This window comes from Thauera sp. 27 (assembly GCF_000310125.2).
In the GTDB taxonomy this organism is placed as follows: domain Bacteria; phylum Pseudomonadota; class Gammaproteobacteria; order Burkholderiales; family Rhodocyclaceae; genus Thauera; species Thauera mechernichensis.
Genome location: NZ_AMXB01000037.1, coordinates 16,262 through 32,336 on the forward strand (window position 1 = coordinate 16,262; position 16,075 = coordinate 32,336).

Consider the following 16,075-nt stretch of genomic DNA (forward strand, 5'->3'; position numbering starts at 1 on the left):
AATGTCTCTTTGTTGGTCTTGTGTTGAACCGGACGCAGAGCGACCGACGAACTCGCCGCTCCGCGTCTCAATGCTCAGTTGGGCATCGCCGGCTTGGCGGCCGGGTGCATCTTCATCATGTTCTGCATCATGCCCATGTGCTCTTGCATCATCTTCATGTGCTCCTGCATGAGCTTGGGATCCATCATCATGCCGCCCATGGGTCCAGCCCCGGGTCCAGGGCCACTACCCTTCATCATCGGACCAGCCCCCATCTGCCCCCCCATCATCGGGCAACCAGCGGGGGTGCCCTGCGATGCAGCCTCCAGGGCCTTGACCTGCTCTTCCATCAGGGCCATGCGACGTTCCGGGTTGGTCTCGGCACGGATCGACTTCATACGTTCCTGAAGCGCGGGGACACTCGCTGCGGGCGGCCAGGCCTGCGCCGGATCGGTCGTCTGAGCGACGACCGGGCTGCCATGCAGGGCTGCAGCCAGAGCGACGACGGGCATGAGCCCGGCGAGACGGTACAAACGCAGTTTCATGGTCGATCTCCCATTGTTTGCGGGGTTCCGTCGCGGTACGGAACGCTGTGCCACGCAGAGCATCTTGCGCCCGCTTGCCTGTCGTCGGCCTGACCCGGAAATTACATTTCTGTAAGCCCGGGCGTTATCCAGCACCCCGGGAGCAAAATCGGTCACAGGCCGCACGAAGCGCGTAGGAGCAAAACAATGAAAATTCTGATCGTCGAAGACGAAGTGAAGACCGGCGACTACCTCCGCCAGGGGCTCACCGAAGCCGGGTTCGTCGTCGACCTTGCAAGAGATGGCCTCGATGGGCTCCACCTCGCCCTTAACGGTGACTACGACCTGGTCGTGCTCGACGTGATGCTGCCAAGGCTGGACGGCTGGGGCATCCTGCAAACACTGCGTCGCAGCAGTCGTGAGACCCCCGTGTTGTTCCTGACTGCCCGTGACCAAGTTGAGGATCGGGTCCGTGGTCTTGAGCTCGGCGCCGACGATTACCTGGTCAAGCCCTTCGCGTTTTCCGAGTTTCTCGCGCGCGTTCGCACGCTGCTGCGCAGGGGAAGAAACCACGAACCGGAGACCCTGCGCTCAGCGAACCTGGAGCTCGATTTGCTTCGCCGCCGGGTGAACCGATGCGGGCAGCGCATCGATCTGACCGCCAAGGAGTTTGCCTTGCTTGAACTGCTCCTGCGACGCAAGGGTGAAGTATTGCCCCGCTCACTCATCGCTTCGCAGGTGTGGGACATGAACTTCGACAGCGACACGAACGTGATCGAAGTTGCCGTGCGCAGGTTGCGCGTAAAGGTCGACGACCCCTTTGAGCCGAAGCTGATCCACACCGTGCGGGGTATGGGCTACGTGCTTGAGGCGATGGAGCCGATCTGACGATGATCCGCATTCACTCGCTGACGGCGAGACTGGCAACACTATTTGCCGTCCTCGCTGCGAGCCTGCTTGTGCTGGCAGCGATGCTCTTTGGGCGCATGTTGGACATGCATTTCCAGGAGCTGGACATGCACGAGTTGCAGGGCAAGGTCACGCTCATCCGCAACGCGCTGCAAAGTGTTGATGCGACTGGGGGGCGATCGGAACGCATTGAGGCGCTCGAACGCTCCTTCGTTGGCCATGAAAGTGTCGGTGTCCTGTTTCGCGACGGCGAGGGACGCGTCCTGTACATCATCCATCCCGAGCATTTCACCGCTGCCCAGCGGGCAGGCGAACGCCTCTCTGGCGCGTTGGCCGACTGGACAGTGGATGAGCGCCCCCATCGAGGGATTGAGGTCAGCATCGCGCTACCGACCCTCGGGTCGAGGGACCAATCGATCGAGGCGCTGGTCGCACTCGATCTATCGCATCACGTCCACTTCCTCGCGTCGGTGCGAAATGCGACGTGGGCGGGCGTCGTCGTGGCGGCCTTGGCGGCGGCGCTATTGGGCTGGTTTGCCGCGCACCGAGGCCTCGCCCCCCTGCGCCAGGTCACCGAGACCGCCCGTAAGCTGTCTGCACGGCAACTCGCCGAGCGTCTCACCATCGATGATGCCCCGCTGGAGGTGCGCGAGCACGTCGACGCCTTCAATGGCATGCTCGCTCGGCTCGAAGCCGCTTTCCAGCGCCTCGGCGACTATTCGGCGGACATCGCCCACGAACTGCGTACGCCGATCTCGAACCTGATGACCCAGACCCAGGTCGCGCTGTCGCGACCACGCACGAACGACGAATATCAGGACATCCTGGCCTCGAACCTCGAGGAATATGAGCGCATCGCGCGCATGGTCAGCGACATGCTGTTCCTCGCCAAGGCTGAGGAGAACACCCTCGCGCACGCGGGCGAGGCGATCGACCTGGCCCGCGAGGCAGACGCACTGATCGACTTCTACGAGGCGCTGGCCGACGAGCGCCAGGTCCGCATCGTGCGCCAGGGCCAAGCGAGCGTTCAGGGTGATCGCCTGATGCTGCGGCGCGCGCTGTCGAACCTGATCTCGAATGCGCTTCGTCACACACCGAAAGAGGGGCAGATCACGATCAGGATTGACGCGGACGCAGCCGGCGTCCGTCTCGCCGTCTCTAATGTCGGCGACCCGATACCCGCCGATCAGATCGAACGGATCTTCGAACGCTTCCATCGCGGTAGCGCCCAGCGCGAATCTCGCGGTGAAGGCGCAGGGCTCGGACTTGCGATCACGCGTTCCATCGTCCAGGCCCACGGGGGTCACATCACTGCGCGCTCCGCTGAAGGTGTCACCTGCTTCACGATCACCTTGCCTCGCAATGAAGCCTCATCGCCTTCCTGATCCTGCAAAGTCGACCGGGGTCCCGGCTGTCTGACGGAAATGTAATTTTGAGGTCAGCTTCCCGTTGGGCTCAAAGTGCCAAACTATGCCTCGACGCCATCAACCGGAAGACGAACATGAAGACGAAAACTTTGCTCGGCGGGCTCGTGGCAAGCCTGATGATCGTGAGCGGCGCAGCGTTTGCGCAGGGGCCCGTACGCGTAGAGGTCTACAAGAGCGCTTACTGCGGGTGCTGCGGGAAATGGGTCGAGCACCTGAGAAAGAACGGCTTCGATGTCGTGACGAAAGACGTCGATGATGTCCCCGCAGCCCGCAAGGCACTGGGCATGCCGGACCAATACGGCTCGTGTCACACGGCCAAGGTAGGTTCCTATTCCGTCGAGGGGCACGTCCCTGCGGACGACATCCGACGGCTTCTCGCCGAGTCCCCAAAGGCAATCGGACTGGCTACGCCAGGCATGCCGCAGGGGTCGCCCGGCATGGAGACCTCGACCCCGCAACCCTATGAGACGCTTCTGGTCGGGCTTGACGGAAGCGCGAGGGTTTTTGCCCGACACTGACGGCAGAGCTGGTGAGTATCGACTTTATGAGCGCAGTGCCGGCCGACTTACGAACCACGCTGGCCTCAGCTCGCTCTAGGGCTGGTTTCGGATCTCACCGGTCGCTCGAATGACGACTCTGCTACTACCATGTGTGGCAGCAAATGGCCGGGTCGAGCCAAGGCGGGGTTCAAGTTGGCCGCCGTAAACCGGTCACCCAAGGCGATCCAGCGAGGGAAATCCTGGCCGGATCTCCAACGGCCGGTGATGGCCGGGTGCGTGAGGTCACGAACGGCAGCTTCGGAGCAGCGAAACTCGTGGAATCCCTGGGTACCTGACCGGCAGCTTTGCGGAAGTCGCAACGACCGCTCGGGGTCGGAAGTGTGAATTCGCCAAATCGGCAAGCTGCCGTTGAACTTTTAGTGGCGCGAACAGCTAGTCAGGACTGATAGCCGTTTTAATAGTCAATCCCATCCTCACCGACGTCGCCAAAGATCCTCTGTTCATCCTCCGCCTCGACTCCCTGCCAGAAGATCACGACATCCATTCGCTGATTGGGCGCTAAGTAGATCCAGTGCTTGCAACGCGAGTCGATCAGCGAGAACAGCTCAGGATAGATGCCTTCCAAGAGGGGCGTTTCTCGCAGCTTCGCCTGAATCCCAACGTAAACGTGCAACGCCCGTTCTCGAAGATCGGGCGAGGCGATGACTTCCGACAGACCTGCCATCAGCACAGCTGCAACTAGCGCATCGAAGCTACCGAGCGCGATGAGTTGTCGAGCACTTTCATCGTCAAAGGGACGCTGACGGGGCACTTGCTCGTGTTCGCGCGGCTCCGCCTCAAACAGTAATGCCGTAACCGGCGGTTCGAGGGTGCGTAGCGCCTCCTCAAACTGCATTGCATCGAGCGGCTCCTTCTTCAGGTAGCGCCACAACGGGCTACGGAACCAGCGCGACGTGCCCGGGAATCGGGCTTGCGCCTGCTCGACAGCGTTGCGCGGTCCGGGCCGGTCATTGGGGACCCGTGTCCCTTTCTCGTAAGCGTCCCACTTCCTGGGGCGAGCGACGTCTGTGTCGCGTTTGCGGACGCGGTCCCCGTCGAGCGCCATCTCAATGGCGTATGCGGACGACAGGCCAGATATGTCCCGCAGCGCGCGAAACCAAAGTCGTGTCCGAAGGCGATCGACAGGCTGGGTGGTCGGGCGACCGCGCCCCTTTGGTCTGATGATTGTGTGCACAAGGCTTATCTGGAGTACAGAAAATCGAATTATCGGTTCGGGTGGAGAAAATGTGGACAGTCACGAACACTGCGTGACAAACGCATTGAGGTATTCGATGAACTCGCTGCCTGAACAGACCGAAGCACTGGCCCACTTGCGCAAGGAATTGCGCGAGACACTCCTGCGCCTTCACGGTCCTCTGCTGGGCGGCGAGCCCCTCGCGGCGGCACTAGGACATCGAAGCGTTGCATCACTTAGACAGGCACGGCGACGTGGTCAAGTAATGGTGCCGCTCTTCACTGTACCCAATCGCCGAGGGTGGTTTGCCTTGACGCTGGATGTCGCGGATTGGCTTTCTGCGACCCGAATGGGCGCATCCGCAGGAGGACGAATCTCTCCCAGTTAACTCGATTCTCCACCTCGTAGACGCGAACGCCCGAGGGGGCTGCCTCGGGCGTCGCGCCAGCATCGCTGCCGGTACAAGTGGGATCTTGTCCGATCAGTATGAGCTGCGCGTTCACGTTCGTCAATCATGCGACGAACTTGCGCGGACGGGGTGATTTTGTCTGGCCCGGTCAGCACCGCCGGTGCCATCCCATGAGGAGTTACCCCCTTGCGTCTGCCTATCCACCTACAGCGCGAGATCGCGCGTTTGCACTTCTACGATACCTCACAGTCCAACCGAGCCATCGCACGGTCAGTTGGTGTTTCCGCAAACACCGTGCGCGAAATGCGCCGAATTCTCAGAAAAAGCGACACCTTTGGTGCCGATCTTCATTCATTGGATGACGACGCCTGGTACGCGGTTCTGGGTACTGGCAACAAGAGCATCGCGCAACGCAAGAGAGCGCCAGATTGGGATTGGGTGCACGCCGAGATGCAGCGCCCCGACGCCACACTCGAGCAGCTGTGGCGGGAGTGGCGCAGTCAGTGCCCGGAGGGAATCGCCTACTCGCAATTCACTGCCGGTTACCGGGCGTGGGCGAAGCGACAACATATCGTGATGCGTCAGGCCCATCGCCCGGGTGAGAAGTTGTTCGTCGATTTCGCCGGCCGTACAGTCGAGATCAGGGATCGAAGCGGCGGTCCCTCGATCTATGCGCAAATCTTCGTTGCCGTGCTTGGCTACTCGAACCTGACCTACCTGCAGGCAGTCGCCTCGCAGAAAACCCCTGATTGGGTGAGATGCCATGTCGATTGCTTTGCGGCAATGGGGGGCGTGCCGGCCTGGGTTGTGCCGGACAACCTGAAGGCGGCTGTCTGGCGGCGTGAGAAGGATCGCGTCGTTATCAACCCGGCCTACCGGGAGTGCCTGCAGCACTACAACACCGCTGCACTACCAGCTCGTGTCAGGAAGGCGAAAGACAAGGCGAAGGCCGAGGTCGGTGTGCAGATCGCACAGCGTTGGGTGTTGTTCGCACTTCGCGACCGAACATTCTTTAGCCTCGATGAACTGAATGACGCCCTCAGGAGGCTCGTGGTAACGCTGAACGCTCATCCCTTCAAGAAGATGTCAGGCTCCCGCATCGAACGATTTGAGAAAACCGAGCGTTCGACTTTGAAGCGCCTGCCGCCCATTCCCTTCGAGTTATGCGATTGGCGATATGGGGTGCGGGCTGGCGACGATTACCATGTCGAACATGCGCGGAGCTTCTACTCCGTGCCGTCGGAGTTGCGCGGACAGCGTGTCGATCTGCGTTACACCGGATCGATGCTCGAGGTCATGCATCGCGGCCAGCGCGTTGCCTTGCACGCATTGGCACAATGCGAAGGCACAGTCCAGACGTTGCCTGAGCATCGTCCGATAGCGCATGTCCGCGTGCTTGAGGGCGAACCGAGGGCACTCATGCTATGGGCCGAGTCGGTAGGGGAAGGCTCGGCGGCAATGATTCGCCATCACCTGGAAAACCGATCCGATGCCGTCAATGGTCTGAAAGCAGCCCGGCGGATGCGCGATCTGGCTCGTATCCACGGCGACCAACGCTTCGAAGAGGCGTGTGCATATGCGCTATCGCTCAACATTACGGCATTGCGCAGCCTCGATTCCATTCTCAAGCAGGCACCCGACAAACGCACCCACTCTGTCAGCGGCACGGCGCCGAGGCCAGCCCACGACAATGTGCGGGGTGCGAGCTACTTTGGAGAAAACACATGAGCGGCGTCCATCAAACCATCTCCCGCCTACGTGAATTGCGATTGACGTCGATGGCCGAAGCGTATTCGGTCCAGTTGCAGCAGCCGAAGCTTCACCAACTCTCTTTCGATGACCGATTCGGGTTGCTCGTCGAGCATGAAGCCTCTGAACGTGACTCGAAGAAATTGAAGCGGCTCGTGCGGAGTGCAGGATTCCCTGAATCCGCATCGCTCGAAGACGCCGATTACCGAGCTTCGCGAGATATCGACAAAGGGTTCATCGCCTCGCTGGCCAGTTGCGAATGGATTCGACAGCAGCTTAACTTGATCGTCCTTGGCGCAACGGGGGTCGGAAAGACATGGCTTGCATGTGCCTTCGGTTCTCAGGCTTGCCGACAGCGTTTACCCGCTACGTTCTTCCGGGCGAGCGATCTTTATCAAGAGATCGCAGTTGCCAGCCATGACGGTTCGTTGCCTAAGCTCAAGGCCGGTCTGATTAAACCGAGTTTGCTTATCATCGACGACTTCGGTCTGAGCGAGATTTCTTCGCAAGCTGCGCAGGTGTTGCTGGATGTGGTGGATCGGCGGATGCGTACCGGATCCTTGCTGATCACAAGCCAGTTCCCAACAGACCAGTGGCATGGGTTCTTCCCCGATCCGACCTTGGCAGACGCAATCCTTGACCGCGTGGTGCATCAGGCGCACCGGATTACGCTCAAGGGTGAATCCATGCGCAAGCTTCAGGCAAAGCGGAAGATGCCCCCAGCGTGATCATGTCGCTGGAACGATGAGCGTGACGTCAGCTTAGCGGTCACGGTGCCGTCCTGGTGCTCACGAGCACCGGGACGACTGATCAGTACGAATCGGAACTGGTGATCACGTCGAACTGGACTGACCGGTCACGAACGATCGGAATACGCAGCGCTGCATCTGCCGGACTTGCAGACACGCACTCTGGAGTGCTGCGTCCGGACCACTGCATCGAGTCCATTCCGCTTTATGCCGTTGCCCTGCTCAAGGGCAGCCTCTGGCAGGACAACACCGGGCGCGGAATCGTCCACCGCTCGCCCGCCGTGTCCAGCCCGCCTCGCGTGCTGGCTGCATTCGATGCGGCATGGTGAGCCGGGCTCAATGACTACAATCAATATCGATTATCATTAACAAAATATCAACGTCATTTCGCGCCCATGAAATCAGTTCCGAACTTCCTTCGCCCAAGACCCATTCAGCAAGGCGTGCTGGCGCTTTGCGCAGTTCTTTCCGTTCCGGCGGTGCATGCCGAAGAGCAGGTGCTCGACGCCGTCCAGGTGGTGGGCCGTGGCGAAGGCCAGGCCTACTATGCCGATGAAGGCGAGGTCGGGCGCACCGACACTCCCCTGCGCGAGGTCCCGCAATCGATCCGTATCGTCCCGCGCCAGGTCATCGACGACATCGGCGCCGTCCGTCTGGAGGAGGCCTATGACTTCGTCAGCGGGGTCAGCCGCCAGAACAGCTTCGGCGGCATGTGGGACAACTTCTCCATCCGCGGCTTCTCGGGCGACATCAATACGGGGCCAAACTTCCTGCGCAACGGCTTTGCCGGCAACCGCGGCTTCAACGCGCCGCGCGACACCGCCAACGTCGAGCGCATCGAGGTGCTGAAGGGACCGGCCTCGGCTCTTTACGGAGGCAGCGAACCGGGCGGCGTCCTCAACGTCGTCACCAAGAAACCCCAGTTCAAGCCTGGGCACTCGGTCGAACTCTACGCCGGCAGCTACGACACCTACCGCGCCCTGTTCGACTCCACCGGCCCCATCACCGACACCTTCGCCTACCGCCTGAATCTCGCCCACGAGGACAAGGGCGGCTTTCGCGACCATGTCGGCAGCAAGCGCTACCTGCTCGCACCTTCATTCAGCTGGCTGCTGGCACCCGACACCTTTCTCAACTACGACCTCGAGGTCCTGCGCCACAAGGCGCCCTTCGACCGTGGGGTGGTCGCAGTCGGCGGCCGAACTGGCTCGATGTCGCGCGAAGTCTTCCTCGGCGAGCCCGGCGACGGCGACATCACCATCGACAACCATACCCATCAGCTGACGCTGGAGCACGCCTTCTCACTCGACTGGCGTGCCAAGGCCGGTCTCTCCTGGCGGACCACCGCACTGGAGGGCTACTCGACCGAAGTGCGTCCGAGCAACCCGCTGCTATTCGTGCCGGTAGGTTCACGCAACATCAATCGTGAGCGGCGTTACCGAAACTACGACTCCAGGGACCTTGCCTTCCAGGGCGAAATTCACGGCAAATTCACCACTGGCGGTGTCGGGCACGAGTTGCTGGCAGGCCTCGATAGCTACCGCTTCTCGCTCGACTCGGTGATGATGCGCGTGCGACCGGGCAACTACTCGATCAACATCGATCATCCCGTTTACGGCCAGCCGCTGCCCACGCCTGTGTCCAACACCGACTCCTTGGAAAGGCAGCGTGCCACAGGCGTCTTCATGCAGGACCAGATCAGCCTCGCGGAAGACTGGCGCCTGCTGCTCGGAGTACGCCACGATCGCTTCCATCAGCGCGTTCACAACCGACGCACGGATACCCGCTCCACCCAGGATCACAGCGTGACGACACCGCGCGTCGGACTCACCTGGCTGCTTGCGCCAACGCTCTCCACCTACGTGCTGGCGAGCGAGTCCTTCCGCCCCAACAGCGGCATCGATGCAGCCGGCGCTGCGTTCTCGCCCGAGCGCGGGCGTGCGAAGGAGATCGGGCTGAAGTTCGAGGCACCCGACCAAGGCTTCGGTGCGACGCTCGCAGTGTTCGAGATCGACAAGAAGAATGTGTTGACCCGCGATCCGGGCAATCCAGACTTCTCCGTGGCAGCGGGAGCGGCGCGCAGCCGCGGCGTGGAGATCGATCTGGCCGGACAACTGACCGACAGGATCCGTATCACCGCCAACTACGCCTTCATCGATGCCGAGATCACCAAGGACAACAACCCGGCCCTGCGCGGCGCCCCGCTACTCAACGTGCCGCGCAACAGCGGCAGCGCTCTGCTGATGTACGAAGACAGCTTCGCCGGCAGCCGTTTCGGTATCGGAGCTGGTGCCACCTATGTAGGCAGGCGCAGCGGCAACGCCGCCGACAGCTTCCAGCTGCCCGCATACGCCGTGGCACGTGCAATGGCGTACTGGAAACCGAGCGACACGCTGCGTTTCTCACTCGACATCGACAACCTGTTCGACAAGACCTACTACGCCAGCTCCTACGACGTGTACTGGATCACGCCGGGCAACCCGCGCACCATCACGCTCGGCATGCAGACCCGCTTCTGATGGGCCGCAGCCTTTTCATGCCCGGGCGCCGGCGCTGGCTGGCGGCCGGGCTGGTCTCGTCCGGCCTCGCCGCATGGCCGCGCTGGCTGCAGGCCGGCCCGTCCGTGCGCGCGCTGCGTGTTGTCAGCCCGTGGGAAATAACCGGTCTCGACCCGTCGCGCGCCGGTTATCTGTTCTCACGCCATGGCGTGAGCGAAACCCTGCTCGACATCGCCGAGGACGGTAATCCGACGCCCGCACTGGCGACGCACTGGGAGGTTTCGGCGGATCAGCGCCACTGGCGTTTCCATCTGCGCCCGCAAGCCCGCTTTCACGACGGCAGCCCGGTTACACCGCAGGCCGTCGCCGCCGCGCTGCAGTTCGCCCGGCGCAAGCCGGGCGGTATGGGGCTGGTGCCGCTGGAAGCCATCGACGCCGGCACGGACGTCGTGGACGTGCACCTTGCCGCCGACTTCGCCGCGCTGCCGGCGGTGCTTGCCCACAGCAGTGCGCAGATCCTGGCGCCGGCGAGCTACAGCACGGGCGGCAGTGTCAGCCGGGTGATCGGCAGCGGCCCCTATCAGCTGACCGACATCGAGCCGCCGCAACGCTTCAGCCTGGCACGCTCACCCCACTGGGATGGACCTCCTCCGGCCATCGCCGCCGTCGATTACCTCGCGGTGGGGCGCGGTGAGAGCCGTGCGCTGCTGGCCGAGAGCGGACAGGCCGACATCGTCTATGGCCTCGATCCCGCCAGCTGGCAACGCCTCAAGCGCCACGCGCGCCTGCAGGTGCACAGCGTGCCGCTGCCGCGCACCATTTATCTCAAGCTCAATGCCGGACATCGCTGGCTCGCCGAGTTGCCGCTGCGTCAGGCCATCAGTCTGGCGATCGACCGCGCCGGCATCGCCCACGCGATCCTGCGCGACCCGCAGGCCGCGGCCAGCCAGCTGCTGCCGCCCGCACTGGCCCAGTGGCACGATGCGGATCTGCCCGCCATGGGGCAGGACATCGCCGTTGCCCGCCAGCTGCTGGCCGCCGCCGGCTGGCAGCCCGCAGCAGACGGCATCCGCGTGCGCCAGGGCGCCAAGGGGGGCGAGCGGCTGGCCCTGACCCTGCGCACCTTCCCGGATCGACCGGAACTGCCGATCATCGCCGCTGCCGTCCAGGAACAGTTGCGCCAGGTGGGCATCGCGGTCGAAGTGCTGCTCGGCAACGCCAGCGATGTGCCGGCTGCACACCGGCAGGGTACGCTGGAGCTCGCACTCGGCGCGCGCGGTTACGGCATCTATGCCGACCCGATGGTGACGCTGCTGCAGGATTTCGGGCCCGAAGGCGGTGACTGGGGTGCGATGAACTGGGGCAACCAGACCGTGCCGGCCGCCCTGGCCGCCCTGCAAGGGCCGCTGCGCGAGCGCGACCGCCACGCCCTGCGGCGTACCGTCACCCGGACCTTGCACGAGGAGTTGCCGGTTATCCCGATTGCCTGGAATCTGCTGGCTGCAGCCGTGCATCCGGCGCTGCGCGGCTTCACGCTCGACCCGCTGGAGCGCTCCTACCGGCTCGAACGCCTGTCGTGGGGAGAGGCCTGATGCAGGACACCCGTTTCAACAGCCGGGCGTTGCTCGGCATCGCGTTGCGCCGCAGTGGCCAGGCCGGCGCGGTGGCGCTGCTGGTCAGCACCCTGAGCTTCCTCATGATGCGCTGGTTGCCCGGCGACTTCGCCTACCGCATCGCAGCCGGTCGCTACGGCTACGATCTTGTCAGCGCCGAAGCCGCTGAGGCAGTGCGCCGCGAACTGGGGCTGGACGCGCCGTGGTACACGGCGCTGGCCGACTGGTGGCTGCAGTTGCTGCGTTTCGATCTGGGTGAGTCGCTGGTCACCGGCCACCGCATCATCGACGAGGTCGCTCACCAGCTCGGCCACACGCTGAGCCTGGCCTTCGCTGCAATCGCACTCTCCGTCGTCATCGCCCTGCCGCTCGGGATCGCCGCCGGCCTGCGCCCACGCGGCTGGGCGGACCGCCTCGGCGAAGGCGCGGCGATCGCGCTGCGCGCCTTCCCGCCCTTCCTGCTCGGTTTGCTGCTGGTCATCGCCGCGGCCAACCTGTCCGACGCCATCCCCGCAGCCGGTCATGGCGAGGCGGGGAACCTCCTGCTGCCGGCGCTGACCCTGGCACTCGGGCTGGCCGCGGCATCCTCGCGGGTGGCGCGCGAGTCGGTGGCCCGGGTGGTGGCCTCCGACTACTATGCCTTCGCCCTGACCAAGGGTCTGTCGCCCCGGCTTGCGCTGTGGCGCCACGGCGTGCGCAACGCCGCCCTGCCGGTGATCGCCTACCTGGGCGTGCAGCTCGCCTTCGTCATCGAGGGCGTAGTCATCCTGGAGACCCTGTTCGCCTGGCCGGGCATCGGCCACGCCCTGGTGCATGCGGTGTTCTGGCGCGACGTGCCGATGATTCAGGGCACCTGCCTGATGCTGGGCCTGTGTTTCGTGCTGCTCAACGCAGCGGTCGACCTGGCCTGCCTGCTGCTCGACCCGCGCCGGAGGCGGGGCACATGAACGTAGACCTCGCTCTGACCCGGCGCCAGCGCATCGGCGCCGCCCTGCTCGTTGCGATTGCGCTGTTCTGCGCCGCCGGCCCGGCGCTGGTCGGCGATCCGCGCGTGCTGGACCTGATGAACTTCCTCTCCGCCCCCGGACTGGAGCACTGGCTGGGTACCGACCACCTGGGCCGCAGCATGGTCGCCCGTCTCGCCCATGCCGGGCAGCTGTCCTTGGGGTTGGCCGCACTCAGCGTGCTCAGTGCCGCCATCCCCGGTGTCCTTCTCGGTATCGTCGCAGCCTGGCGCGGCGGCTGGCTGGAGCGGGCCTGCGTGGTCCTCGCCGACAGCGTGCTGGCCCTGCCAGGGCTGCTGCTAGTGCTGCTCCTGGCGACGCTCGCGCCAGGGGCCTTCTGGCCACTCTACCTGGGTCTGGCCCTGGCTTTCTGGGTCGAGTACTTCCGTGTCGTGCGTGCCAGTGCGCGCAGCATCCTTGCCTCGCCTGCGGTCGAGGCCTCGCGACTGCTTGGATTCGGCACCTTCTACCTGGTCCGCAGCCACGTCTGGCCGGAACTGCGCCCCGTGCTGCTCACCCTGGCGAGCTTCGGCATGGCGGCGGCGGTGTTGGCGATGGCCGCGCTGGGCTTCGTCGGTGTCGGCATCAAGCCACCGCGTCCCGAGCTCGGCGTGATGATGATCGAACTGCTGCCCTACTACCAGGAAGCGCCCTGGCTGATCGCCGCGCCGGTGCTGCTCCTTACGCTGACTCTGCTCGGCCTGGTGCTGATCCGCCCGCAGGAGGCAGTTGCATGAGTGCCTTGCTCACCGTTCGCGACCTCTCCGTCCATGCCGGCCGGCAGACTCTGCTGCGCGATGTCTGCTGCACGCTGCACGAGGGTGAGGCGCTCACCCTGATCGGCCAGAGCGGGGCCGGCAAGTCGCTGATCGCCCAGGCCATCATGGGCAACCTGCCTGCGTCCTTGCGTGCCGGCGGCGAGATCACCATAGGCACGGCGTCCAGCCGCGCCGAGGACGTCGCCGCCCGGCGCGGCCTGTGGGGCCGGCGCATTGGCCTGCTGCCCCAGGAACCCTGGCTCGCCCTCGACCCCACCATGCCCGTCCTGCGCCAGATCGAGGAGACCTACCGCTATGTCCGCCAGGACGCCGGCCCCCTCTCGCCGGCCCGCCTCGCCCGCGATGCGCTGGCCCGCCTCGGCCTGCAAGGCAAGGAAAGGCACCTGCCCCACCAGCTCTCCGGCGGCATGGCGCAACGGGTTGCCTTCGCTGCCGTGCTCGCCGGTGGCGCCCCCCTGCTGATCGCCGACGAACCCACCAAGGGGCTCGACGAGGCCATGCGCAATGAAGTCGTGACCCTGCTGCGCGAAGCCCTGCTCGAAGGCTGCGCGCTGCTCACCATTACCCACGACCTCGAAGTCGCCGCCGCCCTCGGCGGCCAGGTTCAGGTCCTGCAGAATGGCGAACAGGTGGAGTCCGGCGCATGTACCCAGGTCCTGAGCAAGCCACGACACCCCTACACGCAAGCCCTGGTCGCCGCCCAGCCCAAGCATTGGGCGCCGCTGCCGCCCAATGCGCCCGCTCGCCTGCTGCTGGCCGCCGAAGGCCTCGGGCAGTCGCTCGGCGGCCAGCGCCTCTTCGAGGGCCTCGATCTTTCCATCCGAGCCGGCGAACGCATCGCGGTGAGCGGCCCCAGCGGCTGCGGCAAGACCACCCTGGGCAATCTGCTGCTGGGCCTGCTCCCGCCCGACCAAGGGCGCATCATTCGTCACGAAATGCGGCCGCACGGTTTCCAGAAACTCTATCAAGACCCGGTCGCCGCCTTTGCACCGCGCCAGACGCTGCGCCGCTCGCTGCGGGATCTGTGCGCCCTGCACCGCCAGCCCGTGGCACGGCTCGACGGCCTGCTCGAAGACCTGGGGCTGGGCGCCGGGCTGCTTGAACGGCCGCCCGGCGGCGTCTCCGGAGGCGAGTTGCAGCGTGTGGCGCTTGCCCGCGCGCTGCTCCTCGAACCGTCACTGATCTTCGCCGACGAACCGACCTCCCGACTCGACCTGCTGACCCAGCAGCAGACCCTCGAGGTGCTGCTGAGAAGCGCTGAAGCGCGACAAAGCGCGGTGCTGCTGGTTACCCACGACCGCCATCTGGCGCGCTGGTTCAGCCCTGCACAGGTCATCCTCGATACCAGGTCGAACCCCGACACGACCGCCGACTCATCGCACGGAAGCGACCACTCGGTGCGCTCCCTACCACCCGGCGTGCCCCCGCTCAGCGCGGCGCTTCGGACTCCACAGGCCGCGCAACATCGCGCTCCTCGACGGGCGCCGGCTGCTGTTCGGTAACGGCATCTGCGTTGCTATCCTCGCCATCGGCAGCCGTCCCGGAGCGCTGCCGCACGCTGTCGATCGCACCCTTGCCAGCCTCCTTGAGGCGCTGCGCAGCATCTCGCGTGGCGTCGGCAATGCGCTGCGCCGCCTGCTCGGCAGCCTCCTTGGCATCGCGCACCATCGGCTCAGTGCCGGCCGCGGCCTCGGCCCCCTTGCGCAGCTTGTCCTCGGTGGACTCGACCACGGCCTGGGCCGCCGCGGCACCGGCTTCGCCGAGCTTCTTCGCCGCCTCTCCCGCCTTGGCAGCCGCCTCACGTGCAGCTTCGACGGCTTCACGCCCAGCCTCCCGGGCGTCTGGCCTGGACTGATCCGCAACCGCAGCTGGCTCGACCGCCTCAGGGGCCTTGGAAGCCTCAGGTGCGACAGGTTCCGGGGCACAGCCCAGCAGCAGGCTCATGCCAAGGACGGACAGGAGGGGACGCATTACGCTCATGGTGTTCGCAGGACAAGGATGGACAGTGAAGGGTGCATCGATGAGGTTACGCATTCCGACACGGAAGACAACGCGCAAATTGCACACTGCAACATCCGGAAAGCAAAATGGGCCCTTGCGGGCCCATTTTGATGAAGCGATGAAACGCGCTTACTTGACGCGGTTCTTGTACTCGTCGGTACGGGTGTCGATCTCGATCTTGTCGCCGATCTCGACGAAGGCAGGCACGGGCAGCTCGAAACCGGTACCGATCTTGGCCGGCTTCATGACCTTGCCCGAGGTATCGCCCTTGACGGCGGGTTCGGTATAGACGACCTCGCGCACCACGCTGTTGGGGAGCTCGACCGAAATCGCCTTGCCGTTGTAGAACACCACCTCGCACTGCAGGCCGTCCTCGAGGTACTTGAGGGCGTCGGTCATGTTCTCGGCCTCGACTTCGTACTGCTCGTATTCGGCGTCCATGAACACGTACATCGGGTCGGCAAAGTAGGAGTAGGTGACTTCCTTGCGGTCGAGCACGACCACCTCGAACTTGTCGTCAGCCTTGTAAACCGACTCCGACGGCGCGCCGGTGAGCAGGTTCTTGAGCTTCATCTTGACGACTGCGGCGTTGCGGCCGGACTTGTTGTATTCGGCCTTCTGCACCACCAGCGGGTCGCTGCCGACCATGATGACGTTGCCCGAGCGGAGTTCCTGAGCGGTTTTCATGCTGTTTCCTGAA

15 protein-coding genes are annotated in these 16,075 nt (G+C 64.3%); 11 read left to right on the top strand and 4 right to left on the bottom strand.

Annotated elements, in window-relative coordinates:
- Positions 1–74: 74 nt before the first annotated feature.
- Entirely contained in the window at positions 75–524 is a 450-nt protein-coding gene (locus B447_RS17260; protein ID WP_002943433.1) for a hypothetical protein, read from the bottom strand.
- Between the two features lie 186 nt (positions 525–710).
- On the opposite strand from B447_RS17260, the gene B447_RS17265 reads away from it, so the two are divergent.
- From B447_RS17265 to B447_RS17275, 3 genes are all read left to right on the top strand, one after another.
- Positions 711–1,391, top strand: a complete 681-nt coding sequence (locus tag B447_RS17265; protein ID WP_002943434.1) for a heavy metal response regulator transcription factor — start codon at positions 711–713, stop codon at positions 1,389–1,391.
- Between the two features lie 2 nt (positions 1,392–1,393).
- The gene (locus B447_RS17270; protein ID WP_002943436.1) at positions 1,394–2,797 is read left to right on the top strand and encodes a heavy metal sensor histidine kinase; all 1,404 of its coding nucleotides are present in this window, start codon (positions 1,394–1,396) and stop codon (positions 2,795–2,797) included.
- Between the two features lie 116 nt (positions 2,798–2,913).
- Complete coding sequence (locus B447_RS17275; RefSeq protein ID WP_002943438.1) at positions 2,914–3,357, top strand: DUF411 domain-containing protein; 444 nt, start codon at positions 2,914–2,916, stop codon at positions 3,355–3,357.
- 436 nt (positions 3,358–3,793) lie between these two features.
- Here B447_RS17275 and B447_RS17280 read toward each other — a convergent pair whose 3' ends face one another.
- A complete protein-coding gene (locus tag B447_RS17280) occupies positions 3,794–4,444 on the bottom strand; it encodes a hypothetical protein (RefSeq protein ID WP_002943440.1) in 651 nt (216 codons plus the stop codon).
- Between the two features lie 724 nt (positions 4,445–5,168).
- Here B447_RS17280 and istA point away from each other — a divergent pair.
- The 8 genes from istA (at position 5,169) to B447_RS17320 (ending at position 14,876) form a co-directional block, all read left to right on the top strand.
- Positions 5,169–6,710 (top strand): IS21 family transposase, encoded by a 1,542-nt coding sequence (gene istA / locus B447_RS17285; protein WP_002943442.1) that lies wholly within the window; start codon positions 5,169–5,171, stop codon positions 6,708–6,710.
- Positions 6,707–7,459, top strand: a complete 753-nt coding sequence (gene istB / locus B447_RS17290; RefSeq protein ID WP_002943443.1) for an IS21-like element helper ATPase IstB — start codon at positions 6,707–6,709, stop codon at positions 7,457–7,459. Before istA ends, istB begins: the two co-directional genes overlap by 4 nt.
- 56 nt (positions 7,460–7,515) lie before the next feature.
- A complete protein-coding gene (locus B447_RS22325; RefSeq protein ID WP_232431665.1) occupies positions 7,516–7,809 on the top strand; it encodes a DUF1826 domain-containing protein in 294 nt (97 codons plus the stop codon).
- A 66-nt stretch (positions 7,810–7,875) separates the two neighbouring features.
- Positions 7,876–9,999 carry a TonB-dependent siderophore receptor gene (locus B447_RS17300; protein ID WP_083491490.1) on the top strand — a complete coding sequence of 708 codons (2,124 nt, stop codon included), beginning with the start codon at positions 7,876–7,878 and terminating at the stop codon, positions 9,997–9,999.
- Positions 9,999–11,570 carry an ABC transporter substrate-binding protein gene (locus tag B447_RS17305; protein WP_002943449.1) on the top strand — a complete coding sequence of 524 codons (1,572 nt, stop codon included), beginning with the start codon at positions 9,999–10,001 and terminating at the stop codon, positions 11,568–11,570. Before B447_RS17300 ends, B447_RS17305 begins: the two co-directional genes overlap by 1 nt.
- A complete protein-coding gene (locus tag B447_RS17310) occupies positions 11,570–12,538 on the top strand; it encodes an ABC transporter permease (RefSeq protein ID WP_002943451.1) in 969 nt (322 codons plus the stop codon). Before B447_RS17305 ends, B447_RS17310 begins: the two co-directional genes overlap by 1 nt.
- The gene (locus B447_RS17315; protein ID WP_002943453.1) at positions 12,535–13,332 is read left to right on the top strand and encodes an ABC transporter permease; all 798 of its coding nucleotides are present in this window, start codon (positions 12,535–12,537) and stop codon (positions 13,330–13,332) included. Before B447_RS17310 ends, B447_RS17315 begins: the two co-directional genes overlap by 4 nt.
- Positions 13,329–14,876 (top strand): ABC transporter ATP-binding protein, encoded by a 1,548-nt coding sequence (locus B447_RS17320; RefSeq protein ID WP_002943455.1) that lies wholly within the window; start codon positions 13,329–13,331, stop codon positions 14,874–14,876. The genes B447_RS17315 and B447_RS17320 overlap by 4 nt, the downstream gene beginning before the upstream one ends.
- On the opposite strand, the gene B447_RS17325 is transcribed toward B447_RS17320, so the two are convergent.
- Positions 14,803–15,354, bottom strand: a complete 552-nt coding sequence (locus tag B447_RS17325; RefSeq protein WP_232431666.1) for a hypothetical protein — start codon at positions 15,352–15,354, stop codon at positions 14,803–14,805. The genes B447_RS17320 and B447_RS17325 overlap by 74 nt on opposite strands.
- A 150-nt stretch (positions 15,355–15,504) precedes the next feature.
- Positions 15,505–16,062, bottom strand: a complete 558-nt coding sequence (gene efp, locus B447_RS17330; RefSeq protein ID WP_002943459.1) for an elongation factor P — start codon at positions 16,060–16,062, stop codon at positions 15,505–15,507.
- Positions 16,063–16,075 lie beyond the last annotated feature (13 nt).

Bases quoted from the DNA above. Each gene is read 5' to 3' on its own strand.
- B447_RS17275 (WP_002943438.1), top strand. From the start codon at position 2,914: ATGAAGACGAAAACTTTGCTCGGCGGGCTCGTGGCAAGCCTGATGATC.
- B447_RS17300 (WP_083491490.1), top strand. From the start codon at position 7,876: ATGAAATCAGTTCCGAACTTCCTTCGCCCAAGACCCATTCAGCAAGGC.
- B447_RS17320 (WP_002943455.1), top strand. From the start codon at position 13,329: ATGAGTGCCTTGCTCACCGTTCGCGACCTCTCCGTCCATGCCGGCCGG.
- B447_RS17280 (WP_002943440.1), bottom strand. From the start codon at position 4,444: ATGGCGCTCGACGGGGACCGCGTCCGCAAACGCGACACAGACGTCGCT.
- B447_RS17270 (WP_002943436.1), top strand. From the start codon at position 1,394: ATGATCCGCATTCACTCGCTGACGGCGAGACTGGCAACACTATTTGCC.
- B447_RS17305 (WP_002943449.1), top strand. From the start codon at position 9,999: ATGGGCCGCAGCCTTTTCATGCCCGGGCGCCGGCGCTGGCTGGCGGCC.
- B447_RS17260 (WP_002943433.1), bottom strand. From the start codon at position 524: ATGAAACTGCGTTTGTACCGTCTCGCCGGGCTCATGCCCGTCGTCGCT.
- B447_RS17310 (WP_002943451.1), top strand. From the start codon at position 11,570: ATGCAGGACACCCGTTTCAACAGCCGGGCGTTGCTCGGCATCGCGTTG.
- efp (WP_002943459.1), bottom strand. From the start codon at position 16,062: ATGAAAACCGCTCAGGAACTCCGCTCGGGCAACGTCATCATGGTCGGC.
- B447_RS17315 (WP_002943453.1), top strand. From the start codon at position 12,535: ATGAACGTAGACCTCGCTCTGACCCGGCGCCAGCGCATCGGCGCCGCC.
- istB (WP_002943443.1), top strand. From the start codon at position 6,707: ATGAGCGGCGTCCATCAAACCATCTCCCGCCTACGTGAATTGCGATTG.
- B447_RS17265 (WP_002943434.1), top strand. From the start codon at position 711: ATGAAAATTCTGATCGTCGAAGACGAAGTGAAGACCGGCGACTACCTC.
- B447_RS17325 (WP_232431666.1), bottom strand. From the start codon at position 15,354: ATGAGCGTAATGCGTCCCCTCCTGTCCGTCCTTGGCATGAGCCTGCTG.